Consider the following 24,473-nt stretch of genomic DNA (forward strand, 5'->3'; position numbering starts at 1 on the left):
CTGGGCCGGAAAACCGGCGGAGACGTCGCCGTTGCCGGGATGTAAAGCGCTACCGGCACACCCGAGAGCGCTACCGGCGCACCCGGCGGGCGCGCAGCACCTCCGCCACCGACCACGCCTGGAACGGGCAGCCCGTCGCCGCGTGCGGGGCCGCGCCGTCGGCCGTCTCGCTGACCGACCCCAGCCCGTGCTCGGTCAGGTGCGCCTCCACGCCGACGAACAGGTCGTCCACCGGCAGCTTCGCCCGGCGGGCCGCGTCGACGTACGGCCCGAGCAGCCACGGCCACACCGTGCCCTGGTGGTAGCCGCCGTCGCGCTCGGCCGGCCCACCCCGGTGCCGGCCGGTGTAGCCGGGCTGGTCGGGGGCGAGGCTGCGCGGGCCCAGCGGGGTGAGCAGCCCGGCGCCGACCCGGCGCAGCGTCGGCTCGTCCGGCTCCAGCGGCGCGTACGGCAGCGACCAGGCCAGGAGCTGGTTGGGGCGCAGCAGGTCGTCGTCGTGGAACGGCGCGCCGCCCAGCGGGTACGCCGGCGCGGGCGCGTCCACCACGTCGTGCAGCCAGCCGACCGGGGACGGGAACCGCGCGGCGAACGACGCGGTGGCCCGGCCGTGCAGCCGCCACAGCTCGGCGGCGTCGCCGCCGGCCAGCTCCGTCAGCTCGGCCAGCCCCGCGAGCCCGTTGACCCACAGCGCGTTGATCTCCACGGGCTTGCCGGTGCGCGGGGTGACCGGCACCCCGTACACCCGGGCGTCCATCCAGGTCAGCGCCGTGCCCGGGGTGCCGCCCTGGGCGACCAGGCCGTCGGCGGGGTCGACGGCGATGCCGTACCGGGTGCCGGCCAGGTACGCGTCGACGATCCCGCGCAGCGCCGGCAGCAGCTCGTCGCCGAGGTCGGTGTCGCCGGTGACGGTGACGTGCCGGCTCACCGCGTGCAGGAACCACAGGGCGGCGTCGACCGTGTTGTATTCCACCCGCCCGGTGTCGGCCGTGTTGGCGAGCATCCCCTCCGACAGCGTCGCCGCGTAGGCCCGCAGCAGGTCCCGGCCCTCGTCGGCCCGGTTCGCGCACAGGAACAAGCCCTCGTACGAGGTCATGGTGTCCCGCGACCACGCGCCGAACCACGGGTAGCCGGCGACCACGTCCGGGCCGGCGGCGGTGCGCACGACGAACGCGTCGGCGGCCAGCGCGAGGGTGGCCTCGACCGCGTCCGCGGGCTCGGCCCGCGCCACCACCTGCCGGTTGCGCCGCCGGGCCGCCGCGACGATCTCCTCCGCCGGGGGCGGCGGGGCGGCCAGGTCGCCCGCCCAGGCGAGCACCGACACCGTGTCGCCGGGGCGCTCCAGCGCGCCCGAGAACCGCCCGGCGTGCCAGACGTCGTCGTCCGGGTGCAGGCCCCGGGTCGCCTCCTCGCGGTGGTGCACCCCGAGCCACCACTGCCCCTCCGGGGTCCAGTCCGGCCCGGCGAGGCGGAACGCGCCCTCCACCACCGCGCCGCCGTCCACCGGCTCGACCCGGGGGGCGGGGCCGTCGGCGCGCCGCTCGCCGTGCGCGTCGCGCCAGGTGCAGGCCGCCGACAGGTCGAGCCGGACCGGGCCGCCGGACACCAGCCGGTGCACCACCGCCACGCACGAGCGCCCGTACGCCATGGCCAGCTCGCGCTCGATCACCACGTCGCCGATCCGCCACCGCCAGCGCGGCAGCCCGTCGGTCAGGTCGAAGCGCTCCAACAGCTCGAAGCCGCGCGGGTCCACGTCGCCGGAGGACCACTCGTGCGCCCCGAGGCGCAGCCGCGCCCCGGAGGGGAGGACGACCGCCGGATCGAGACTCACCAGTCCCACGTTCCGGGACGCCGGCGTCTGTCCGGCGACCACCAGCAACCCGTGGTAGCGGCGCGTGCGCAGTCCGCTCACGGTCCCCATGGCGTACCCACCCAGGCCGTCCGGGACCAACCACTCCCTGGTGGCCCCGCCCGTCAGCTCCCCGCACACCTGCGGACCGAAACGAATGTCGATCAACTTTCCTCCAGCGGCGGCGAGGTGTAACACGCCACGACGAGAATGGCCGCTGTGGTGAAGTACCCCGGCGGCACCGAAGATAGGCACGTGATCACCGACGTGCCTCCCTCCCATGCGCCCGCACCCGACGCCGAACGGCTCCGGCTCGCCCAGGCCGACTCGGGGGAGCAGGACTGGCGCGCATGGGGTCCCTATCTGTCCGAGCGGGCGTGGGGGACGGTACGGGAGGACTACAGCGAGCACGGCACGGCGTGGGACTACTTCCCCCACGACCACGCGCGGTCCAGAGCCTACCGCTGGAGCGAGGACGGCATGGCGGGCGTCTGCGACGACCGGCAGACGTTCTGCTTCGCCCTCGCCCTGTGGAACGGCCGCGACCCGATCCTCAAGGAACGGATGTTCGGCCTCGGCGGCGACGGCGGCAACCACGGCGAGGACGCCAAGGAATACTGGTGGTACCTGGACTCCACGCCCACCCACTCGTGGATGCGCTGGCGCTACCACTACCCGCAGGCCGCCTTCCCCTACGACGAGCTGGTCGCCGTCAACGCGCTGCGCGGCCGCGACGACACCGAGTACGAGCTGGTCGACACGGGGATCTTCGACGACGACCGGTACTGGGCGGTCACCGTCGACTACGCCAAGGCGTCCCCGACGGACATGTGCATCGTGGTGACCGTCGCCAACCGGGGCGACACCGACGAGCGGCTGCACGTGCTGCCGTCGCTGTGGTTCCGCAACACGTGGGCGTGGGGCCTGCCCGGCGGGGACCGGGTGCCCCGGCTCGTCGGCTCCGCCGCCGGGGCCGGCGGCGGCGCCCGGCTCGTCGGCGAGCACTGGGTGCTCGGCCAGATCCTGCTGGAGGGCGACGGCGACCCGGTGCCGCTGCTGTGCGACAACGACACCAACGCCGAGCGGCTCTGGGGACTGCCCGGCCGCTCGCCGTACCCGAAGGACGGGATCAACGACCACGTGGTCGGCGGCGCGGCCACGGTCAACCCCGACCGGGAGGGCACCAAGGGGGCGCTGCACTACGTCCTGGACGTGCCGGCCGGCGGGCACCGGCAGATCCGGCTGCGGCTGACCCGCACCGCGCCGCCGCCCGGCGGGACGGTCCCGCCGGCCGCCGACCTGGCCGCCGGCTTCGACGCGGTGGTGTGGGCGCGGCGGGCCGAGGCGAACCGGTTCTTCGACGGCGTCATCCCGGCCGCGGCCACCGCCGACGAGGCCCTCGTCGCCCGGCAGGCCATCGCCGGGCTGATGTGGGGCAAGCAGTTCTACCACTTCGACGTGAAGCGGTGGCTGGAGGGCGACCCCGGCTCCGCGCCCCCGGCCGGCCGCCGGCACGGGCGCAACAGCCACTGGTGGCACATGACCAGCTTCGACGTGATCTCCATGCCCGACCCGTGGGAATACCCCTGGTACGCGGCCTGGGACCTGGCCTTCCACTGCGTCAGCATCGCCCGCGTCGACCCCGGGTTCGCCAAGTCCCAGGTGCTGCTCCTGCTGCGCGAGTGGTACCTGCACCCCAACGGGCAGATCCCGGCGTACGAGTGGGCGTTCGGCGACGTGAACCCGCCCGTGCACGCCTGGGCCGCGCTGAAGGTCTTCGAGATCGACGGCTCCCGCGACCACGAGTTCCTGGCCCGCGTCATGCACAAGCTGCTGCTCAACTTCACCTGGTGGGTCAACCGCAAGGACACCGGCGGCAACAACGTCTTCGAGGGCGGCTTCCTCGGGCTGGACAACGTCGGCCCGTTCGACCGCTCGGCGGCGCTGCCGGTGGCCGGCACGCTGGAGCAGTCCGACGGCACGGGCTGGATGGCCATGTACGCGCTCAACCTGCTCGACATCGCCGTCGTGCTCGCCGAACACGACCGCACCTGGGTCGACACGGCCACCAAGTTCTTCGAGCACTTCGCCTACATCGCCGCCGCCGCGTACGACCAGGGGCTCTGGGACGACGAGGACGCGTTCTTCTACGACGTGCTGCGGCTGGCCGACGGCAGCAAGGTGCCGCTGAAGGTCCGCTCGGTGGTGGGGCTGCTGCCGCTGGCGGCGACCACCCGGCTCAGCGCGCGTACGCTGCGCCGGCTGCCCGAGCTGGGGGCCCGGCTGCGCTGGTTCCTCACCCACCGCCCCGAGTACGCCGACGTGATCGGCGCCCGCCGCATCGGCCCGGACGGCCGCCAGCAGCGGCTGCTGACCATGGTCGGCCCGGAGAAGATCGTCCGGCTGCTGGCCCGGATGCTCGACGCCGAGGAGTTCCTCTCCGAGTACGGCCTGCGTACGCTCAGCCGCGCCCACCTGGACAAGCCGTTCGCCGTCACCCTCGGCGGCCAGGAGTTCAGCGTCGGCTACGAGCCGGCCGAGTCGACCAGCGGCCTGTTCGGCGGCAACTCCAACTGGCGCGGCCCGATCTGGATGCCGACCAACTTCCTGCTGATCAGCGCCCTGCGCGACTACGCGGCGTTCTTCGGCGACGACCTCCAGGTGGAGTACCCGACCCGCTCGGGGGTGAAGCGGACCCTCGACGAGATCGCCGACGACCTCTCCGTCCGGCTGATCTCGCTGTTCACCCGGGACGGCTGGGGGCGGCGGCCCATCTACGGCGCCGCCCAGCTCTTCCAGACCCACCCCGACTGGCGGGACCTGATCAGCTTCCCGGAGTACTTCCACGGCGACAACGGCGCGGGCCTGGGCGCGTGGCACCAGACGGGCTGGACCGCCCTGGTCGCCGACCTGATCCTCACGCTGCGTCACCGGCGGGGGGTCGACCCGGCGTGAAAGGGCGTGCCCGTGCCGCGCCGTCGGCAGTACGGTGTCCCGGGCCACACGGGAGGGGAGAGGCATGCGACAGGGCACGCCGGGTCGGCGGGACGCGCAGGTGCTGGTCTTCGACGCCGACGACACGCTGTGGGAGAACAACGTCGTCTTCGAGCGGGTCATCGACGACTTCCTCGGCTGGCTGGACCATCCGACGCTGGACCGGGCGCAGATCCGGGCCATCCTCGACGACATCGAGCGGGCCAACGCGGCCGTCCACGGCTACGGCAGCAAGGTCTTCCTGCGCAGCCTCGGCGAGTGCCTGGAGCGGCTGCGCCAGCGGCCCGCCTCCGTCGCGGAGCGCCGGGAGATCGACGCCCTGGCCGAGGCGCTGGTCAACCACCAGGTCGAGCTGATGCCCGGGGTGGCCGAGACGCTCGACGCGCTCGCGGAGCGGCACCGGCTGCTGCTGCTCACCAAGGGCGACCGGGAGGAGCAGCAGCGCAAGCTCGACGCGTCCGGGCTGCTGCACCACTTCCACACCGCGCACATCGTGCGGGAGAAGAACGTCGACACCTACCGGTGGCTCGCCGGGGAGCACGGCTTCGACCCGGGGTCCGCCTGGATGATCGGCAACTCCCCGAAGTCGGACATCCTGCCGGCGCGGGCCGCCGGCATGTGGGCGGTGTTCATCCCCAACGAGAACACCTGGGTGCTGGAGCACGACGACCTCGACCCGACCGACCCGGGCGTGCTGCGGCTGGCCGCGTTCGGCGACCTGCTGCGGCACTTCTGAGCCGCCCGGCCGCCCGGCCGGGGCCGCGGGCCCGGCCCCGCGTCGGCCCGACCGGGGCCCCGGGCCGCCCGCGCCCGGCGCGGCCACGGGCCCGCCGGACGCACCCGCCCCCGACGGGGAACAGCGCCCGCGCGGCTGCCCGTGTTACGCCCTCCTGCCGGTTTTCGACATGGTCGACAAACGCCGCCGTGGGCGGTCCCGGCGGCTTGTTCCGCCCGTGCCTCCCTGCCTAACCTGGCCCGGCGTTCGCGGCTCCTCGGGGTGAGTCGGGAACGCGCCGAAGTCCGGCGGTGGCGCACCGTGGAGCTGAGTGCAGGCGGGCCGCGTCGCCACCGGTGGGCCCCGGCGTGGGCGGCGTGTCCCGCCCGCGCGCCCACCGGCGGCGATCCGCTGCCACACCGGACGGCTGGTGGGTCAGGACCGGGGAGTTGCGGACCCGGTCCTGACCGTGCCCGCAGCGGGCGCCGGTCAGGCGACCTCGCCCCGCACGATCGCCACCGCCACCCGGCAGAACTCGTCCATGTCCGGCTGGAAGCCGGCCGCGATGTCCGGGTGCAGACCGGACCGGGTCTCGTCCAGCAGCCGCTGGCAGACCTGCTCGACCGGCTCGCCCGCGTAGCTCGACCGGACCCGTCCCGTGGCCGCCTGCAGGGCCGAGGTCAGCTGATCCTCCAGCGGGCCCCGCAGCTTCCGCTGCACGGGGTCGAGCCCGCTGGGATCGAGCGTGACATGTGGCTCCGACATCGGCGCTCCCTTCGTCGGCGTCCGCGGTACCCCACCGCGGACGTCGGTCAAACCACGGCCGGCAGGGCGGCCACCCGCACCCGGTAGGAGAACTCCTCCGCCGGTTCCTCCAGGTACGACAGCCGGCGGATCTGCCGGTCGTCGGTGTAGAGGGCGACGTCGGCGAGGACCCCGAGGTGGGTCAGGCCGATGGTGGCGACCCTCTTCTTGTCCTGCAGCACCGCGCAGATCCCGCCGAGCAGGGTGCTGGCGTCGGAGGTGCGGTGCCCCGGCGGACACCGCAGGGTCAGCTCCACCTCCACCGGCCCGCCCAGCGGGGTCCAGCCGGTGCGCTGGGCCGCCGAGCAGGCCGCCAGGAGCAGGGCCCGGACCCTCGTCGCCTGCCGGTGGCCGGCGGCGAAGATGGACAGGGCTTCGGTCTTCACCGGGGGCAGGCCGCTCACCTCGAACGTCAGGGCGAGAGCGCGGGTGTCCTGCACGACGGCACCTCCTCGTCGTCAACGATCCTGCCCAACCGGTGGACCGGCAGCGGGGGGTTCGCTCGATTACCCACCGTTCGGGCAGGAGGGGGATGGGCCGGAGGCGTATCGACTTCGGCGGCGACGCGCTGGCAGCTGAGTCCGGGGGAACTCCCGGCAAACGCTAGTCGAACCGACGGACACCCGGAAGCCTCCCCGCGCACGTGTCCGACCCGCCGGACGGGCCGTGCCACCCGGGTCACCCGGGCATCCGCCGAGGCGGGGGCGTCGGCGGCGAGACGAACCGGACGAACGGCGGTTACGGGTCGCCCGCGTTGCGGGCAGGTTTCGCGCCTGGGCAGGTCGGGCAGTGTTGCCCGCACGACACGCCCGGGGCGGGTCGGTGTCCGGTCCGCTCCCGACCGTCTCGCCGTGCGCCGGGGCACGGGTGACCTCCCCGGTTCTTCGCCGAAGAGAGGGGGAGGGCGATGACAGATCCGGCCCGACGTCGGCGTCGACCCGCGGCCCGCGCGGCAGCGGCCGCCGCCGCGCTCACGCTGGTCGCGCCGCTGGCCGCGTGCGGCTCCGGCGGCGACGGCGGCACGCCCACGATCAACCTGTACTACCCGCCCGAGCAGAACCTGCAGAAGGTCGTCGACGACTGCAACACCCAGGCGCAGGGGCGCTACCGCATCGCCTACCGGGTGCTGCCGCGCCAGGCCGACGACCAGCGGGTGCAGCTGGTCCGCCGGCTCGCCGCCGGGGACACCGGGATGGACGTGCTCGGCCTCGACGTCACCTGGACGCAGGAGTTCGCCAGCGCCGACTGGATCCGGGAGTGGACCGGGCCGGACCGCGCCGAGGTGGAGGAGGGCACCCTCGCCGGGCCGCTGGACACCGCCCGCTACCAGGACAAGCTGTACGGTGCGCCGAAGAACACCAACGTCCAGCTCCTGTGGTACCGCACCGACCTGGTGCCGGAGGCCCCGAAGACCTGGGACGACATGATCAGGCAGGCCCAGGACCTGAAGGCGCAGGGCAAGCCGTACCAGGTGCTCACCATGGGCGCGCAGTACGAGGGGCTCGTCGTCCTCTACAACACCCTCGCCGAGAGCGCGGGCGGCAGGATCCTCAGCGACGACGGCAAGCAGGCGGTCATGGACGCCGGCACGGTCACCGCGCTCGACCAGCTCCGGCGCTTCGCCACGTCCGGCGTGACGTCGCCGTCGTTCAGCAACGCCACCGAGGACCCGGTCCGGCTGGAGTTCCAGTCCGGCAACGGCGCGTTCCAGGTCAACTGGCCCTTCGTCTACCCGGCGTTGCAGGAGGCCGACCCGGAGCTGGCGAAGAAGGTGAAGTGGGCGCGGATCCCGGGGATCGACGCCGACACCCCCAGCAAGGTCACCATCGGCGGCGTCAACCTGGCCGTCAGCGCCTACTCGCGGCACCCGGCGGAGTCCTTCGAGGCCGCCAAGTGCCTGCGCAACGCCAGGAACCAGAAGTTCTCCGCCGTCAACGACGGCGTGCCGCCGACCATCGAGCGGGTCTACGACGACCCGGAGATGACCGAGGCGTACCCGATGAAGGAGACCATCCTGGAGGAGCTGAAGGAGCCGGCGACGCGCCCGCTGACCCCGGCCTACCAGAGCATCTCCACGGTGATGTCGGCGATCCTGTCGCCGCCGTCGGCGATCCGCCCCGAGCGGACGGCCGACGAGCTGCGCGACGCCATCGCCGACGCCCTGGAGTCGAAGGGGGTGCTGCCGTGAGCCGGCGCGCCCCGCTGAGCGAGAACAAGAAGGCCGAACGGAGGCTCGGCTGGCTGCTCTGCGCCCCCGCCGCGCTGGTCATGGTGCTGGTCACCGCCTACCCGATCGGCTACTCGATCTGGCTGTCGTTGCAGCGCTACGACCTGCGCTTCCCCGCCGAGCGCGAGTTCATCGGGCTGGAGAACTACGCGACCGTGCTGACCAACGAGTTCTGGTGGACGGCGTTCGGGGTCACCATGCTGATCACCGTCGTCACCGTCGCGGTCGAGCTGGTCCTCGGCATGGGCCTGGCGCTGATCATGCACCGGACGCTGGTCGGCCGGGGCATCGTGCGCACCGCCGCGCTCATCCCGTACGGGATCGTCACGGTCGTCGCCGCGTTCTCCTGGCGGTACGCATGGACGCCGGGCACCGGCTACCTGGCCAACCTGTTCGGCGACGGCGCGCCGCTGACCGAGCGGGCCAGCTCCCTGGCGATCATCATGCTGGCGGAGATCTGGAAGACCACCCCGTTCATGGCGCTGCTGCTGATGGCGGGCCTGGCCCTGGTGCCGGAGGACCTGCTCAAGGCGGCGTCCACCGACGGGGCGACCGCGTGGCAGCGGTTCACCAAGGTCATGCTGCCGGTGATGAAGCCGGCGATCCTGGTCGCCCTGCTGTTCCGCACCCTCGACGCGTTCCGGGTCTTCGACAACATCTACGTGCTCACCGCCGGCGGCAACGAGACCTCCTCGGTGTCGATGCTCGCCTACAACAACCTGATCCGGGGCCTCAACCTCGGCATCGGGTCCACGATGTCCGTGCTGATCTTCCTCACCGTGGCGGTCATCGCGTTCGTCTTCGTGAAGCTGTTCGGCACCGCTGCCCCCGGCAGCGACGACGGGGAGAGGCGCTGACATGGCCGACACCACCACGCGGGCGAAGCTGCGCTGGGGCCTGCTGGACGTCATCGTCGTCGTCTTCGCGCTGGTCCCGGTGCTCTGGATCGCCTCGCTGTCGTTCAAGACCCCGGCCACCCTCACCGACGGCAGGTTCTGGCCCCGGGAGTGGACGCTGGACAACTACCGGTCGATCTTCGACACCGACCAGTTCGTCCGGGCCCTGGTCAACTCGATCGGCATCGCCCTGATCGCCACGCTGATCGCCGTGGTGCTCGGCGCGATGGCCGCGTACGCGATCTCCCGGCTGGACTTCCCCGGCAAGAAGCTGCTCGTCGGCGTCTCCCTGCTGATCGCGATGTTCCCGCAGGTGTCGCTGGTGTCGCCGCTGTTCGAGATCGAGCGGCAGCTCGGGCTCTTCGACACCTGGCCGGGGCTGATCCTGCCGTACATCACCTTCGCGCTGCCGCTGGCGATCTACACGCTGTCGGCGTTCTTCAAGCAGATCCCGTGGGACCTGGAGAAGGCGGCGAAGATGGACGGCGCGACCCAGGGCCAGGCGTTCCGGCGGGTCATCGCCCCGCTGGCCGCGCCGGGGCTGTTCACCACGGCGATCCTGGTCTTCATCTTCTGCTGGAACGACTTCCTGTTCGCCATCACGCTCACCTCCACCGAGCGGGCCCGCACGGTGCCGGTGGCGCTGTCGTTCTTCACCGGCGAGTCGCAGTTCGAGGACCCCACCGGGGCCATCTGCGCCGCCGCCGTGGTGATCACCGTGCCGATCGTCCTGTTCGTGCTCTTCTTCCAGCGCCGCATCGTCTCCGGCCTGACCTCCGGCGCAGTCAAGGGATAGGTGGTGTAGTCATGGCTGACATCGTGCTGGACAAGGTGAGCAAGTCGTTCCCCGACGGGACCGTCGCGGTGCGGGACGTCGACCTGGAGATCGCCGACGGCGAGTTCGTCATCCTGGTCGGCCCGTCGGGCTGCGGGAAGTCCACCACCCTCAACATGATCGCCGGGCTGGAGGACATCAGCTCCGGCGAGCTGCGCATCGGCGGCCAGCGGGTCAACGACAAGGCCCCCCGGGACCGGGACATCGCGATGGTGTTCCAGTCGTACGCGCTCTACCCGAACATGACCGTCCGGGAGAACATGGCGTTCCCGCTGAAGCTCGCGAAGCTCGACAGGCAGACCATCGACGCCAAGGTCGACGAGGCGGCCAAGGTGCTGGAGCTGACCCCGCTGCTGGACCGCAGGCCGGCCAACCTCTCCGGCGGCCAGCGGCAGCGGGTGGCGATGGGCCGGGCGATCGTCCGCCAGCCGAAGGCGTTCCTGATGGACGAGCCGCTGTCCAACCTCGACGCGAAGCTGCGGGTGCAGATGCGCACGGTCGTGTCCCGGTTGCAGAAGCAGCTCGGCACCACCACCGTCTACGTCACCCACGACCAGACCGAGGCGATGACCCTCGGCGACCGGGTGGTGATCATGCGGGGCGGCGCGATCCAGCAGGTCGGCCCGCCGCAGGAGCTCTACGACCACCCGCGCAACCTCTTCGTCGCCGGCTTCATCGGCTCCCCGTCGATGAACTTCCTGCACGCCGCCGTCGACGACGGGAAGCTGCGCACCGCCATCGGTGACGTGCCGATCGGCGACCGGATCCGCCGCGAGCTGGAGGCCGGCGACGCCCCGCGCGAGCTGATCCTCGGCATCCGCCCCGAGCACTTCGAGGACGCCGAGCTGGTCGACGACGACACCCGCCGCCGGGGCGCCGAGTTCACCGCGCCGGTCGACATCGTCGAGTCGATGGGCTCCGACAAGTACGTCTACTTCACCCTGGAGGGGGAGCGGGCCAGCGCCGCCGAGCTGGAGGAGCTGGCCGCCGACGCCGGGGCCGACTTCAGCGGCGGCGGGGCCAGCCTCGTCACCCGGCTGTCGGCCGAGTCGACAGTACGCGAGGGCGGGGACCGGCGGGTCTGGTTCAACCTGGAGAAGATCCACCTGTTCGACCCCGCCACCGGACGCAACCTGACCCTGCACGAGGGGCGGTCGTCCGGCGCGCTCGGCGGCTCCTGATCCGCGCGGCGGGCCCACGACGACGCGCGTGGGCCCGCCGCGCCGGAGCGCGCCGGCCCGGCCGGGCTCACCCGTGGTCGACGTCCGCGTACCGGGTGCGGCTCTCCGCGTACCAGGCGGCGACCTGCGCCAGCGGCACGTCCTGGTAGGCGAGCGTCACCGTCGTGCGCTCGAACGTGTCCAGGAACGCCCGGATGTCGCCCGGCGGGAGCAACGCCGTGTCGGCGAACAGGGAGAGGTGGACCCGTTCGGCGGTGCCCCGGACGCCCATGAACAGCGCCTTGTTCTTCAGGTCGACCCGTTCCGGCCAGGAGAAGGCGCTGTCCGCGGTGCGGGCCGTCAGCTCCTCCAGCGTGGCCGGCGGCCTGGTGGGTCGGCCGGGCAGGTGCGACCAGATGTCGTTGAAGTGGGCGGCCGAGCCGACCCCCGCCTCGTCGGCGAGCGCGGCGACGACGCGGTGGCGGTGCCGCCCGTGGCTGCGGGCCTGGGCGAGGACGGCCGCGCAGTGCTCGGTCAGTGCGGCGAAGGTGCCGGCCGTCAGGTCGACCACGGTGGGGATGCTCTGGCTGAGCGTGCACACCGTGCCGGCCAGCTCGGGCAGCGTGCGGTTGCCCTGCATGATGTCGACCGGGAAGGCGTCGCCGGGGCAGACGCAGCGCATCAGCGCCGAGGTGACGGCGAGCAGCAGCGCCGATGGGGAGCTGCGGTGGCGGCGCGCCGCCGGGCCCACCGCCAGGGCCACCGCGTCGGACTCCAACTGGCCCCGGAAGAACCGGGGCGTGGCCGGCTGCGCCCGCGTGGGCAGCATCCCGGGGTGGGCGCGGTCGAGCTGCCGCCGGATGAACCGCGCCGCCTCGATGGTGAGCAGTTGGCCCTCGGGCCGGTTCTCCAGCGCCGCCAGGTCCGCCGGTTGCAGGGCCGTCCGCGCGCCGGGGGCGGGCCGGCCGTCGACCCGGGCCCGCAGCAGGGCGGTGAGGTCGGCCACGAGCAGGTCGGCGGCGACGAAGTCGGCGGACAGGTGCGACACGGCGAACGAGAGCAGGATCGGGATGCCGTCCTTCATGATCACCGAGAACCGGATCGGCAGCTCCTTGTCGTGGTCGAACCCCACCTGCGCGGCCCGGACGAGGCAGTCGGTGACGATGGTGGTCCAGTCGGTGTCGTCGTCGGTCGGCCGGTCGCACAGCTCGACCGGGAGCGTGCCCGACCCGAGCACCTCCTGGGTGGCGTCGCCGCTGGTCGTGGGGCGGTACATCGTGCGCAGCGCCTCGTGCCGCCGCAGCAGCTCGGCCACGCACTCCAGCACGTCGCCGACGCTCAACAGCAGCGGGATGGGCAGCCACCGGGTGAGCACGGCGTAGGAGCGCGCGTCGTCCCAGTCGCGCACGAGGTCCCAGATGACCTCCTGGCCCCAGGTCAGGGGCGCCGTTCGTGGTCGTCCGCCGTGGAACTCCACGTCGGTCGTGCGGATGGTGATCATGGGGAGCTTCGCACCTCCACGGGCGTGGGCGGATGGCCGCGGGCCGGGGTCCGGCGCGGCGTCAGGACGTGCCGCAGGCAGAAGACCGAGTACGCCAGGCCGGTGGTCCAGCTCACGACCACGGCCCACATGACCGCCTCGATGCCGAACGGCCTGCTGAGCACGTACGCGAAGGGCACCTGCACCAGCGCGAAGGCCACGATCGTGCAGACCAGCGGCACCGTGGTGCGGCGCGCGCCGTTGAGGTAGCCGTGCAGCACGACCATGACGGTGTAGAGCGACAGGAAGGGGAAGATGATCAGCAGGTACTGCCCGGTGACCCGCCGGGTCGTCGGGTCGTCGGTGAACAGGGCGGCCACCGGCCCCCGCGCCAGCAGGACCAGGGCGGAGACCAGCACCGTCAGCCCGACCGTCAGACCGAGGGCCCGCAGCAGCCCCTGCCGTGCCCGCTCGACGTGCCCGGCGCCGAGGTTCTGCGCCGCGAAGGCGGTGACCGCGCCGGAGAACGACAGGAACAGGATGGCGCTGAACGCCTCGACCCGGGACACCACCGTGAACGCGGCCAGCACCACCTCGCCGTACGGCTCGATGATCCAGACCAGCACCATGATGCCGACGGCGAGGATGACATGCTGCGTGGCCAGCGGGGCGCCGAGGCGGACCGCGTCGACGAACTCGCCGCGCACCGCGCGCCGGGTCGGCCGCCCGCGCGGCAGCGGGTACGCCCGGGCCGACGCGGCGACCCCCACCACCGTGGCCACGCTGGCGGCGACCGCCGTGGCCAGGGCGGCGCCGGCGATGCCGAGCCCCAGGCCCCCGACGAACAGCAGGGCCAGCCCGATGTTGAGCAGGTTCCCGCACGCCTGCACCCACATCGCCGCCCGCGAGTCGCCCAGCCCGCGCAGGTAGGCGCTGACCGCCGCCGAGCCGAAGATGCCGGGGAAGCCCAGCGACAGCACCCCGATGAAGCGGGCGCACTGCTCGGCCAGGGCCCCGGTGATCCCCATCAGCGCCAGGACCGGCTCGGCGAGCACCGTGACCAGGAGCACGCAGCCGAGCGTCCAGCACACCGTCACCGCGGCCAGCGCCACCACGACGTCGCGGCGCTGCCGGTCCTGCCCGGCCCCGCGCAGGTGCGCCAGCCGGATGGTGAACGCCGTGCCCAGTCCGATGAACATCGCGTTCAGCAGGTAGAACAGCGGGCCGCTGGCCCCGACGGCGGCGAGCCCGTCGACGCCGACGTAGCGCCCGACGACGATGCTGTCGACCAGCAGGTAGACCTGCTGGAACAGGCTGGCCACCGCCAGCGGCAGGGCGAAACCGACGATCCGGCGTAGCGGCGGCCCCGTGGTCATGTCGGTCACGACGTCCCCCATCGTGGTCGGTGGCTCACCCGGCGTCCGTGCCGAACTCGCGCAACTCGTCGACGTGGTAGGCGATCTCGGCGGCGGTGCGGTCGGCGAGCAGGTCCGCGACGTCGTACGGCACCCCGTGGCAGACCGCGATGTTGTTGGCCACCGTGGTCGCCATGAGCGAGTCGCCGCCCAGGTCGAAGAAGTCGGCCTCGACGTCGAGCCGGTCGTAGCCGAACGCGAGCGCGAGGCAGCGCGCCACCGACAGCTCGGTGTCGGTGTACTCCCCGCCCGGCCGGCCGTCCAGCTCCACCGCGACCGCCGCGACCGTCGACCGGATCTTCTCGGTGGCCTTCGACAGCCGTTCCTCCAGCGCCTGCATGTGCCGCCCGACGGTGGCCTCGATGTCGGGGCTCAGCCCGACGTCGTACGAGCGCAGCAGGTGGATCAGCTCCCCGGCGTAGTTCAGCTCCCCGGCGAACAGCCGCGACCGGCGCGAGCGCAGCCCCGCGTCGAGGACGGCCAGGCCCACGGCGGTCGGCAGCGCCTTGAACATGGTGTCGCCGTTGGTGCCGAAGTCGACGGCCATGCCGATCTCCTTCCAGGCCACCCAGTCCAGGGCGAGCACGTGGCACCGCCCGCCCGCCCGGGAGCGGGCGAGGTTGTCCAGGTAGTAGTTGGCGGCGGCGTAGTCGGCCTGCCCGGGGGCCGGGAAGACCGACGCGACCGAGGAGAAGTGGGCCACGAAGTCCGGCGGGTCCTCCCGCGTCACCTCCTCCAGGACGAAGGCCGAGTGCAGCTTCGCCCGCACCACGGCGTCGAACTCGTCGAGCCGGCGGAACATCAGGGTGCTGCCCCCGGGCAGCCCGGCGGCGTGCACCACGCCGTCGATGCGGCCGAACCGGTGGCGTACCTGGGCGACCGCCTCGGCGAACGCCTTGCTGTCGCCGGCGTCGGCCGACACGCCGACCACCGTGACCCCCCGCGATTCCAGGTCCCGCACCGCGCGCAGCCGCTCCGCCAGCCGGCCGTCGGACGTGGCCTCCAGCTCGTCCCACTCCTCGCGCGGCGGCAGCCCGGAGCGGCTGAGCAGCACCAGCGTGATGTCGGGCCGGGCGGTGGCGAAGTCCCGGGCGACGGCGAGGCCGAGCGCCCCGGTGCCGCCCGTGATCAGGTAGGTGCCGCCCGCGCGCAGGTACGGCCGGGGCTCCCGCGCGCCGGTGGCGAGCTCGACGTCGGGCACCTCGACGAAGACCTCCCGCAGCCGCTGCCCGCCCCGCAGCACCGACAGGCCGTGCTCGTCGGCGAGGATCTCGGCGGCCAGGGCCGCCGGGGGGACGGCCGGGTCGACGTCGATGTTCTTGACCTTCACGTACGGGTACTCGCGGACCAGCACCTTGCCGAAGCCGACGAGCGCGGCGTTCTCCGTCACCGCGGCGGTGTCCCCCTCGTGCGCGCTGACGGCGCTGCGGGTCAGCACGACCAGGTCGAGCTTCGCGCCGGCCGACATCAGCGCCCTGGCCAGGTGGAACAGGCCGTACAGGTTCTTCGCCGACCGGCGCTCGACCTCCTCGACGTCGCCCGCCGGGGTGTCCTCGAACGCCAGGGCGTATACCAGGTGGGTGACGTCGCGGTCCTCGACGAGCCGGACGACGGCGTCGAACGACGCGCCGCTGTCGGCGGCGAACACCTCGCCGCCGGGGGTCACCGGCTCACCGAGGCGGAGGATGGCGCTCCCGGCGGGCAGCGCCGGGGCCAGCGTCGCCTCGGCGTCGGTCGCCGGGTCGACCAGGGCGAGCACGGAACCCGCCCGCGTCGTGGCCGCCCCGGGCGGCGGTGCCGGCCGCAGCTCGACGTCGTGGGTCACGGGGTGCCGCTCGGTGGCGCGTTGCAGCGACATCGTCTGCCGCCAGTCGTCGGGGAACGGAACCCAGGCGGTCGTCTCGTCGAAGACGTACGAGGGGAGCCGCACGATCCGCGGGGCCCGGCCCGTCGCCGGCGCCCGCCAGTCGGCCGGGCCGCCCCGCAGGTACGCCCGCGCCGCCTCGGCCAGCGGGCCGGTCACGGGCGGCGGGTCGTCGGCGAGGATCCGCTCCAGCCCGCGCCGCAGGCCGTCGGCGTCGGCGACGGCCAGCGCGATCCGGTGCCGGTGGGCCGAGCGCGACGCCCGGGCGGTGTGGCAGACGTCGGCGATGTCGAGGCCGTCGAGCCCGCCGTCGTCGATGAACCGCAGGTAGCTGCGGATCAGCCCGGTCAGCGAGCGCAGCGTGGCCGCGCTCAACGTGAACAGGTGCTCGCCCGGCTCCGCCGGCGGCACCGGTGCGGCCTCGTGCTCCTCGACGACGACGTGCGCGTTGGTGCCGCCGAGGCCGAAGGCGCTCACGCCGCAGCGCCGCGGGCCCCCGTCCGCCGGCCACGGCCGCAGGGCGGTGGGGACGAACAGCGGCCCCGAGGCGAAGTCGAGGGCGGGGTTGGGGTTGACGAAGTTGGCCTGCGGCGGCAGCATCCGGTTGCGCAGCACGGCCACGGCCTTGAGCAGGCCGACCACGCCGGAGCCCTCGAACAGGTGCCCCACGTTCGCCTTGACCGTCCCCACCGCGCAGAAGCCCTTGTCCGACGTGTGCCGGGCGAAGGCCAGCTTCATGCCCTCGTGCTCGATCGGGTCGCCCACCCGGGTGGCCGTGCCGTGCGCCTCGAAGTAGCCCAGCGTGCGGGGGTCGATCCCCGCGTTCTCCCAGGCCCGCAGCAGCAGGTCCGCCTGGGCCTGGGCGCTCGGGCTGGTGATGCCGTCGGTGTGGCCGTCGTGGTTGACCGCGCTGCCCCGGATCACCGCGTAGATCTGGTCGCCGTCGGCCAGGGCCTGCTCGGTCCGCTTGAGGACCACGGCCCCGGAGCCCTCGCCGAAGCCGGTGCCGTCGGCCGCCTCGTCGAAGGTGCGGGTCACGCCGTCGGACGACTCGATGCCGATGGCCGAGTGTGGGTGCTTGACCGGCGCGAAGACGATCCGCGCCCCGCCGACCACGGCCATCTCGCAGTCGCCGGCCAGCAGGGCGTTCCTCGCCTGGTGCACCGCGACCAGCGTGGCCGAGCAGGCGGTGTCCACGACGAGGCTCGGGCCGCGCAGGTCGAGCAGGTGGGACAGCCGGTTGGCCAGCATGGCCGGGATGTTCCCGGTGATCGCCTGCTGGTTGGCCGACGGGTCGACCCGGGAGAGGTAGTCCAGGTAGGTCGAGCCCGGGTTCGTCGCGAAGCCCACGAAGACGCCGGTCCGGCTGCCGCGCAGCCGGTCGGCGGAGTATCCGGCGTCCTCCAGCGCGAGGAACATGGCGCGCAGCGCCATCCGGTGATGCGGATCGGTCAGGGCCGCCTGCCGGGGCGTCATGCCGAACACGGCGTAGTCGAAGCTGTCGACGGCGTCGAGGAAGCACCCGTTGTGGTAGTCGATGTCGGTGTCCTCCACCGGCTCGACGGACGTGGCCCGCAGGTAGTGGATGTACTCGCCCAACGTGTCCCGGCGGTGCTGGGGGAACGGCCGGGTGAGGCTGACGCCGGCGCTGACGACGCGCCACAGGGCGTCCAGGCCGGCCACCCCCGGCAGATCCACCGAGGTGCCGACGATCGCGATGCTCATGGTGCGTCCCTTCAGTGGATCCGGCTCACGAGAGCGTTGAGGGTGCTGCCGTTGACCTCGTCGAACCGGGTGACCCCCGCCGCGCGCAGCGTGGCGACGGCGCGTACCCACTGCACCGGCGCGGTCACCTGGCGGGCCAGCAGGTCGGGCCCCCGCGCGGGCGCGAAGACCTCCCCGGTCACGCTGGAGACCACGGTGCCGTGGCCGGTGGCGAACACGCAGTCGCGCAGCTCCGCGCGAAGCTGCGCCTCGACCGGCGCCATCAGCGGGGTGTGGAACGGGCCGCTGACGTTGAGCGGGACCACGCGCGCGCCGGGCAGGGCACCGATGGCCTTGGCGGCCACGGCGACCTCCACCCGGTCGCCGGCGATCGTCGTCTGGGTGTCGGCGTTGAAGTTGGCCACGTGCACGTTGGCCAGGCCCGTCTCCCGCAGGGCGCGTTGGACGAAGGCCGCCGGGACGCCCTGCACCGCCGACATCCCCCCGCCGGTGACCCCCGCCATCAGCGCGCCGCGCCGATTCACCAGCCGCAGCGCCGTTTCGAATTCGAGCACGCCGGCGGCGACCAGCGCGTTGTATTCGCCGAGGCTGTGCCCGGCGAAGAACGGGTATCCGTCGGATTCCTCGGCGACCTGACGGAAACCGAGCAGCGCATTGACGACGAACACCGCTGGCTGGGCGTGTCGGGTGTCCCGCAGCCTACGTCCGGGATCTCGGACGCACAGTTCTTCGATCGAGTATCCGAGGATGTCGTCCGCCAGCGCGGTGATGTCCGGGAACTGCTCGAAAAGGCCTGCTCCCATTCCCCTGCGCTGCACGCCCTGGCCGGGAAACAGTAGACATCGCATGCTTTCCTCCTAGCGCCCGGGGCGCGAAAACTGTCGGACCGGCTCGAAGCGCAGGCGTCGGCCCACGCCGTCGAGGCATTCCCTGGTGAAACGGCGCGCGGACGGCCCCGGGCCGAAGTCCACGACGCGGTCGACCGCGGCGTCGGAGACGGCGTGGCGTGCCGCGAGCTCCCACTCGATCGGGCGCAGCAGCACCTGGGCGAGGAACTCCGCCACCAGGTCCGGCGAGCCCTGGAGGTTGCGCGGGCCGTCGGTGGCGTACACCGGCAGTCGTAGCTGGTCGCCGGCCGGCAGCGGGCCGATGAAGCGGCGGTCGTCGTCGACCCGGCGCGCCGCCGGGGCCAGGCGGGGGCTGTGGAAGGGGATGGTGCTGGGCAGGAAGGCCCAGCTCACGCCCACCCGCCCGAGGCGGGGTTCGTGGGCGAAGTAGAACGCGAGAAGCTCGACGGGCAGCCCGCTGAGCACGTGCGAGCCGGGAGAGTTGGTCAGGCCCACGGTGAGCGCGCTGCCGCTGCCGTTGAACGCGGCCACCATCGCGTGCAGCTCGGCGCGGGGGACGCCGGACAGCGCGGCCATCGGTCCGGGGCCGTCGCCACGGTGGCCCCGGGTCAGGTACCGGGCCACCGCGTCCGCGTCGGGCACCGGCCCGCCGTCGAGCTCGTGGGCGCGCACCAGGCTGACCGCCACCAGCCGCAGCAGCGCGGTCGCGACGCCCAGGAACTCGTCCGTCCGCCGCAGGCGCAGGCCGGCGAGGATGGCGGCGGGCAGCCCGATGCTGTGGCCCAGCGCGCCGACCGCCCCGTCCGGGTGGCCCCGGGCGGGCTGGAGGTGACAGGCCTGGTAGAGGTGGACGCAGATCCCCGCGGCCACCGAGCCCGCCGGCACGCCGCCGGGCGCGCCGAGCCACTGCCGCAGCGCCGAGCCGTCGGGGGACAGCCGGGCCCGGGCCGGCGGGTCGAGGTAGGCGGCCACCTCGTCGAATGCGTCGAATGCGGCCTGGAAGAATGCGGAGTTCTCGGGGGCGGAATGCAGTCCGCGGAGCGCGGGGAGCAGATTCTCGTTGGTGCTGCCAATGCCGTCGAAGAGCAGCAACGTACGCACAACCGACCTCGACCTTCCGGTTATGGCATGATTCAACTCAGTTGTGGCTGCGTTGGTTGCGGTGATGCCTCCGGCGCTTCCCGAAACGTGGAAGACCAGGCTGACGGGGTGTCGGACGAGACTTTACCAAGAGATCTTTCTCAATGTAAGTGCGAGTGGTCCGTTCGATTCTCCGACTCGCCTGGTGCCCGCGTGGTGTTTCTGGCGCGTTTCCTGCGCGACAGAGCGGGCGATCGGCCGGTCTCGGGCCAATCCGGGGCCACGGGTGCAGGTCAGGTCGAACACGGGCCATTCACCGCACCGTCGGCGTCGGCGTCGGCGGACGGTCAGGCCGGACCGGGCCACTCCACCGCCGGCGGGAGCCCGACGAACGCCGCGTACGCCGCCAGCGCCGCGTCGACCCGCGCCCGGGTGGCGGCGTCGAGGTCGACCAGCGGGCGCACCGCCACCTTCACCCTCGTCCTGCCCAGCGTCCGCTTCCACGTGCCGGCCACCCGGCCGTCGCGTACCACCGTCGACTGGAACACCCCGTTGCCGCCGGGGACGATCGCCTGCTTGTGCTCCGGGGCGACCATCAGCGACCGGTCCTTGAAACCCAGCAGGTATTCGTCGAAGCCGGGCAGGGCGTGCACGTCGTCGACCGGGGCGCGGGGCGCGTCGAGCAGGGCCGGGTCGGCCACCGCCTCCGCGCCGTCGACCGTCACGGTGGTGAGCGCGTCGCCGGCGGCGGCGATGCCCCGCTTCGCGTCGGTGGCGGTCAGGCCCGTCCAGCCGGCGAAGTCCTGCCGGGTGGTGGGGCCGTGGCTGCGGAAGTAGCGCACCGCCAGCAGGCCGAGGGCCTCGTCGCGGTCGGGGCGGTGCGGGTCGGGCACCCACTGGTCGAGCAGCGCGAACGTCTGCTCCGTGCCGACGTGCGGGGCGATGCAGGTGACGCCCTTCTGCGCCGCATACCACAACAGGTGGTAGCCGCGCGGGCCGGTGGTGTCGATGCCGGCCGCGTCGAGGGTGGCCTGGCACTGCGACCGGGTCAGCCGCGCCCGGCCGGCCAGCGCCGCGCCGAGCACGTCGGCGGCCCGGTCGGCCTCCGCCAGGCTGAGCCCGAGGAATGCCCGGCGGGGCCCGGCGGCGGCCAGGGTGCGCACGCCGGTGACGTCCAGCATCCACCGGGCGTCCCGGGACGGCACCAGGTGCACGGTGCCCCGCATCGGCCAGGTGCGCAGCGCCTCCCGCCGCTCCAGGGCCGCCTGCACGTCGGCCTGCGTCCAGCCGGGCAGCCGCAGCCCGAGCGACCACAGGCCGCTCGCCGCGTCCTGCGCCTGCATCGCGCCGAACCACTCGACGACCCCGGCCACGCTCTCGGGGCGGGCCGTGGGATGGGGGCGCAGCAGCAGGGCGGTCATCCGCAGCGCGAGCGCCTCCGCGCCGGTGAGCTCCGCCCGGCCGGTCAGCGCCGCCGCCGTTCCCGCGCCGCCCGCCCGCCCACGCGCTCCGCTCGTCGCCACGTCTCCGCCGCCTTCCGCCACCTCGACGGTCAGCATAGGGCCGGTCACCGACACCCGCCGGACCCGCGACCGGGCGGGCGGATCACCAGGGATCCGCCCGCCCGGGGTCGTACCGTCGCGCGGCAGGTCACCGCCGGGGCGTCGCGTCAGCGGCGGGGCCGGGCCGACTGCGGGACGTCCGCCTCCACCCGCTCGCGGCGCAGCCGTTCGTCGACGGGCTGGTCCTCGACGACCTCGTCCCTGGTCAGCCGGACCCGCTCGACGGGGACCTGTTCCTTGCTGACCACCGGGTGCTCGGCGCGCAGCCGCAGCTCCTGCTGCTCGTCGCCGATCTCGGCCCGCGCCCGCCGGTCGCCCGGCGCGATCGGCTCGCGCTCGACGCGCACCTCGTCGTGCTCGACGGGGACGGTGGTGTGCACGTCCTCGTCGACGACGTGCTTGCGCAGCCGCGCGGTGCCGGCCGGCTCGCTCTCGGTGCCCACCAGCAGCCGCTCCTCGGAGCGGGTCAGCTCCGGCCCCCGCGGGTAGCCGGCGGCCTGCTGGCGCGACGGTGCCGGCGGGGTGGGCGGCGGGAGCTGGTAGTGCGCGTAGAGCTGGGTGAGCTGCCGGGCGTCCAGCGGCTCGTCGGTGCCCGTCTCGACGCTGGGCGCGCCGCGCACGGTCGCCTTGTCGTACGGCAGGCCCAGCCTGTCCTGCTGCATCCGGGCCGACTGGAGCGGGGCCATCGACTCGTGGTGGCCCATCACGCCGGTCTTCACGCTGACCCAGGTCGGCTCGCCGGCGGCGTCGGCCCACACCTGGCCCACGCTGCCGATCTTCGCACCCGAGCGGTCCTGGACGTCCTGCCCGTACAGCGAGCGGATCTGCTGCTCGGTCAGTCGCATTGGCTCGTCCTTCCTCTCGTGGGTCACGACGTGGCTACCCGGGCCGCTCCGGGAGCATTCCGGGGCGCGGTCGTGGATAGCAGCGCCGGCGGCGGTCCGCGCGGGCGCGCAGGGGTTGCGGCTAGGGTGGGCCTCGTGCTCCGCCAGGTCACCGGAATCCGCTACGTCACCCCGCTGCGCGAGGGCGGCTCGCTGCCCGGTGTGGTCGAGGCCGACGACCTCGGCACGTACGTGGCGAAGTTCCGGGGCGCGGGGCAGGGGCCGAAGGCGCTGGTCGCCGAGGTGATCTGCGGCGAGCTGGCCCGCCGGCTCGGGCTGTCGGTGCCCCGGCTGGTGGTGCTGGACATCGACCCCGTCATCGGCCGGGCCGAGCCCGACCCGGAGGTGCAGGAGCTGCTGCGCGGCAGCGGCGGGCCGAACCTCGGGATGGACTTCCTGCCCGGCGCGCTCGGCTACGACCCGGTGGCGCACCCGGTCGACCCCGCGCTGGCCTCCCGGGTGCTCTGGTTCGACGCGTTCACCGAGAACGTCGACCGCAGCTGGCGCAACCCCAACCTGCTGATCTGGCACCGCGAGCTGTGGCTGATCGACCACGGCGCCTGCCTCTACTTCCAGCACAACTGGCCGCGCGCCGAGGCGGCCGTGCACCGGGCGTACCGCGCCGACGACCACGTGCTCGCGCCCTACGCGAGCCGGCTGGCCGAGGCCGACGCCGACCTGGCGCGCCGGGTCACCCCCGCCCTGCTCGCCGAGGTGCTGGCGCTGGTGCCGGACGCCTGGCTGGCCGGGCCCGACTTCGGCTCCGCCGACGCGGCCCGCGCCGCGTACACCGACCACCTCGCCCGCCGGGTGGCGCGCACCGCCGACTGGCTGCCGCAGGGGAGCGTCGCGTGAGAGAACCCTTCGAGTACGCGGTTATCCGGCTGGTGCCCCGGGTCGAGCGCGGCGAACGGATCAACGTCGGGGTCGTGCTCTACTGCCAGGGCCGGGACTTCCTCGCGGCGCGTACCCACCTCGACGCCGACCGGGTCCGGGCGCTCGCGCCGGACGTGGACCTCGCCGAGGTGGCGGCGGCGCTGGGCTCCTGGGACCGCACGTGCGCCGGGGAGGGCCCGTCGGGGCGGATGCGGCGGGGCGAGCGGTTCCGCTGGCTGGCGGCCCCGCGCAGCACGATGATCCAGACCGGGCCGGTGCACACCGGGCTGACCGCCGACCCGGCGGCCGAACTCGACCGGCTGCTCGACGCCCTGGTCCGCTGAACACCCCGGCCGCCGCCCCCTGATCGCGCTACGCCGGCCTCGTCGCCGACGGAGCGCGATCCCCCGTTCAGGTCGACCGGCGCGCCGGCGGACGGCCCGGGCGGCCGGCGCCGGTGCGATCAGGATGGCGCGCGACGGCCCGGTGGGGACCCGCGATCCGTGGAACTTGCGCAAAACTTGAGCCAGCCAGCCAGCCAGCCAGCCAGCCAGCCAGCCGGGCCGGCCATCCGCCGCCCCGCGTCGCCGCGGCCGGTCAGCCCCGCCGGGGCTGCGGGACGCGCACCGAGGCCATGCCGGCGGCGGTGGCGGCCTGGATGCCCAGGTCGGCGTCCTCGAAGACCAGGCAGGCCGCCGGTGGCACGCCCAGCAGCCGGGCGGCGAGCAGGAACGCCTCCGGGTCGGGCTTGGGCCGGGCGTAGTCGCCGGCGCAGACCAGGGTGTCGAACCGGTCGAGGATGCCGAGCGCGCCGAGGGACGCGGTGACCGACTCCCGGGTGCTGCCGGAGACCACGGCGAAGGGCACCCGCCCGTGGGCGTCGTCGATGTGCCGCAGCACCCCGGGCACGCCGGTCGCCGTCGGCAGGAGCTCCTGGTAGAGCGTCTCCCGGCGGGCGGCGACGGCCTCCACCGGCATCGTCAGGCCGTGCCGGGCGTTGAGGTCGGTGACGATGTCGGCCACCGGCCGCCCGGCCCAGGCGTAGAAGAGGTCCTCGGGCAGGTCGCAGCCCCACTCGCCGAGGGCCCGCCGCCAGGCCGTGTGGTGCTGGGGCATCGAGTCGACGATGGTGCCGTCGCAGTCGAACAGGTACGCCCGGAACTCGCCGTCGGGCAGGGGCAGGATCACCGCACCAGGCTATCGCCCGGCGGACCCGGGCCGTCCGGCACGCCCGCCGGCCGACGTTTGACGCCGCAGGCGAC

The 24,473-nt window shown here is 73.6% G+C and carries 19 protein-coding genes; 8 read left to right on the forward strand and 11 right to left on the reverse strand.

Annotated elements, in window-relative coordinates; genetic code table 11:
- Window positions 1–70: 70 nt before the first annotated feature.
- Complete coding sequence (locus HDA31_RS08545) at window positions 71–2,014, reverse strand: amylo-alpha-1,6-glucosidase (RefSeq protein WP_178065680.1); 1,944 nt, start codon at window positions 2,012–2,014, stop codon at window positions 71–73.
- 42 nt (window positions 2,015–2,056) lie between these two features.
- Here HDA31_RS08545 and HDA31_RS08550 point away from each other — a divergent pair, with 42 nt between their 5' ends.
- Together HDA31_RS08550 and HDA31_RS08555 are read left to right on the forward strand one after the other, a co-directional pair.
- A complete protein-coding gene (locus HDA31_RS08550; protein ID WP_178065679.1) occupies window positions 2,057–4,801 on the forward strand; it encodes an MGH1-like glycoside hydrolase domain-containing protein in 2,745 nt (914 codons plus the stop codon).
- A gap of 64 nt (window positions 4,802–4,865) precedes the next feature.
- Window positions 4,866–5,576, forward strand: a complete 711-nt coding sequence (locus HDA31_RS08555) for an HAD family hydrolase (protein WP_178065678.1) — start codon at window positions 4,866–4,868, stop codon at window positions 5,574–5,576.
- A gap of 468 nt (window positions 5,577–6,044) precedes the next feature.
- Here HDA31_RS08555 and HDA31_RS08560 read toward each other — a convergent pair whose 3' ends face one another.
- A complete protein-coding gene (locus HDA31_RS08560; protein ID WP_074474246.1) occupies window positions 6,045–6,320 on the reverse strand; it encodes a hypothetical protein in 276 nt (91 codons plus the stop codon).
- 47 nt (window positions 6,321–6,367) lie between these two features.
- Window positions 6,368–6,799 carry a RusA family crossover junction endodeoxyribonuclease gene (locus HDA31_RS08565; RefSeq protein ID WP_074474245.1) on the reverse strand — a complete coding sequence of 144 codons (432 nt, stop codon included), beginning with the start codon at window positions 6,797–6,799 and terminating at the stop codon, window positions 6,368–6,370.
- Window positions 6,800–7,266: 467 nt separating this feature from the next.
- On the opposite strand from HDA31_RS08565, the gene HDA31_RS08570 reads away from it, so the two are divergent.
- From HDA31_RS08570 to HDA31_RS08585, 4 genes are read left to right on the forward strand one after another with little or no spacing between them, the layout of a single operon-like run.
- Window positions 7,267–8,547, forward strand: coding sequence for an ABC transporter substrate-binding protein (locus tag HDA31_RS08570; RefSeq protein WP_178065677.1), 1,281 nt, complete (start codon window positions 7,267–7,269; stop codon window positions 8,545–8,547).
- Window positions 8,544–9,443: a carbohydrate ABC transporter permease gene (locus HDA31_RS08575; RefSeq protein WP_178065676.1), complete on the forward strand. Its 900-nt coding sequence runs from the start codon at window positions 8,544–8,546 to the stop codon at window positions 9,441–9,443. Before HDA31_RS08570 ends, HDA31_RS08575 begins: the two co-directional genes overlap by 4 nt.
- A 1-nt stretch (window position 9,444) precedes the next feature.
- Window positions 9,445–10,278 (forward strand): carbohydrate ABC transporter permease, encoded by an 834-nt coding sequence (locus tag HDA31_RS08580; protein ID WP_074474243.1) that lies wholly within the window; start codon window positions 9,445–9,447, stop codon window positions 10,276–10,278.
- A gap of 11 nt (window positions 10,279–10,289) precedes the next feature.
- Window positions 10,290–11,498 carry an ABC transporter ATP-binding protein gene (locus HDA31_RS08585; protein ID WP_074474242.1) on the forward strand — a complete coding sequence of 403 codons (1,209 nt, stop codon included), beginning with the start codon at window positions 10,290–10,292 and terminating at the stop codon, window positions 11,496–11,498.
- A gap of 67 nt (window positions 11,499–11,565) precedes the next feature.
- Here HDA31_RS08585 and HDA31_RS08590 read toward each other — a convergent pair whose 3' ends face one another.
- The 7 genes from HDA31_RS08590 to HDA31_RS08620 all read right to left on the reverse strand — a co-directional run bounded on the left by HDA31_RS08590 (window position 11,566) and on the right by HDA31_RS08620 (window position 22,296).
- On the reverse strand, window positions 11,566–12,978 hold the full coding sequence (locus HDA31_RS08590; RefSeq protein ID WP_178065675.1) for a condensation domain-containing protein: 1,413 nt from the start codon (window positions 12,976–12,978) through the stop codon (window positions 11,566–11,568).
- On the reverse strand, window positions 12,975–14,333 hold the full coding sequence (locus HDA31_RS08595) for an MATE family efflux transporter (RefSeq protein ID WP_246384701.1): 1,359 nt from the start codon (window positions 14,331–14,333) through the stop codon (window positions 12,975–12,977). The genes HDA31_RS08590 and HDA31_RS08595 overlap by 4 nt, the downstream gene beginning before the upstream one ends.
- Window positions 14,334–14,367: 34 nt before the next feature.
- Window positions 14,368–17,961: a type I polyketide synthase gene (locus HDA31_RS08600; protein ID WP_178065673.1), complete on the reverse strand. Its 3,594-nt coding sequence runs from the start codon at window positions 17,959–17,961 to the stop codon at window positions 14,368–14,370.
- A gap of 11 nt (window positions 17,962–17,972) precedes the next feature.
- Complete coding sequence (locus HDA31_RS08605) at window positions 17,973–18,809, reverse strand: ACP S-malonyltransferase (protein WP_219824934.1); 837 nt, start codon at window positions 18,807–18,809, stop codon at window positions 17,973–17,975.
- Between the two features lie 9 nt (window positions 18,810–18,818).
- On the reverse strand, window positions 18,819–19,910 hold the full coding sequence (locus HDA31_RS08610; RefSeq protein ID WP_178065671.1) for an ACP S-malonyltransferase: 1,092 nt from the start codon (window positions 19,908–19,910) through the stop codon (window positions 18,819–18,821).
- Between the two features lie 326 nt (window positions 19,911–20,236).
- Window positions 20,237–21,412 carry a winged helix DNA-binding domain-containing protein gene (locus HDA31_RS08615; RefSeq protein ID WP_246384011.1) on the reverse strand — a complete coding sequence of 392 codons (1,176 nt, stop codon included), beginning with the start codon at window positions 21,410–21,412 and terminating at the stop codon, window positions 20,237–20,239.
- Window positions 21,413–21,558: 146 nt separating this feature from the next.
- Window positions 21,559–22,296, reverse strand: a complete 738-nt coding sequence (locus HDA31_RS08620; protein WP_178065670.1) for a PRC and DUF2382 domain-containing protein — start codon at window positions 22,294–22,296, stop codon at window positions 21,559–21,561.
- A gap of 135 nt (window positions 22,297–22,431) precedes the next feature.
- On the opposite strand from HDA31_RS08620, the gene HDA31_RS08625 reads away from it, so the two are divergent.
- Together HDA31_RS08625 and HDA31_RS08630 are read left to right on the forward strand one after the other, a co-directional pair.
- The gene (locus tag HDA31_RS08625) at window positions 22,432–23,190 is read left to right on the forward strand and encodes a HipA family kinase (RefSeq protein WP_178065669.1); all 759 of its coding nucleotides are present in this window, start codon (window positions 22,432–22,434) and stop codon (window positions 23,188–23,190) included.
- On the forward strand, window positions 23,187–23,555 hold the full coding sequence (locus HDA31_RS08630; protein WP_083302593.1) for a DUF3037 domain-containing protein: 369 nt from the start codon (window positions 23,187–23,189) through the stop codon (window positions 23,553–23,555). Before HDA31_RS08625 ends, HDA31_RS08630 begins: the two co-directional genes overlap by 4 nt.
- Before the next feature lie 253 nt (window positions 23,556–23,808).
- Here the strand turns inward: HDA31_RS08630 and HDA31_RS08635 are convergent, their stop codons facing one another.
- Window positions 23,809–24,399, reverse strand: a complete 591-nt coding sequence (locus tag HDA31_RS08635) for an HAD family hydrolase (protein ID WP_178065668.1) — start codon at window positions 24,397–24,399, stop codon at window positions 23,809–23,811.
- Window positions 24,400–24,473 lie beyond the last annotated feature (74 nt).

The organism is Micromonospora carbonacea (genome assembly GCF_014205165.1).
GTDB lineage: Bacteria > Actinomycetota > Actinomycetes > Mycobacteriales > Micromonosporaceae > Micromonospora > Micromonospora carbonacea.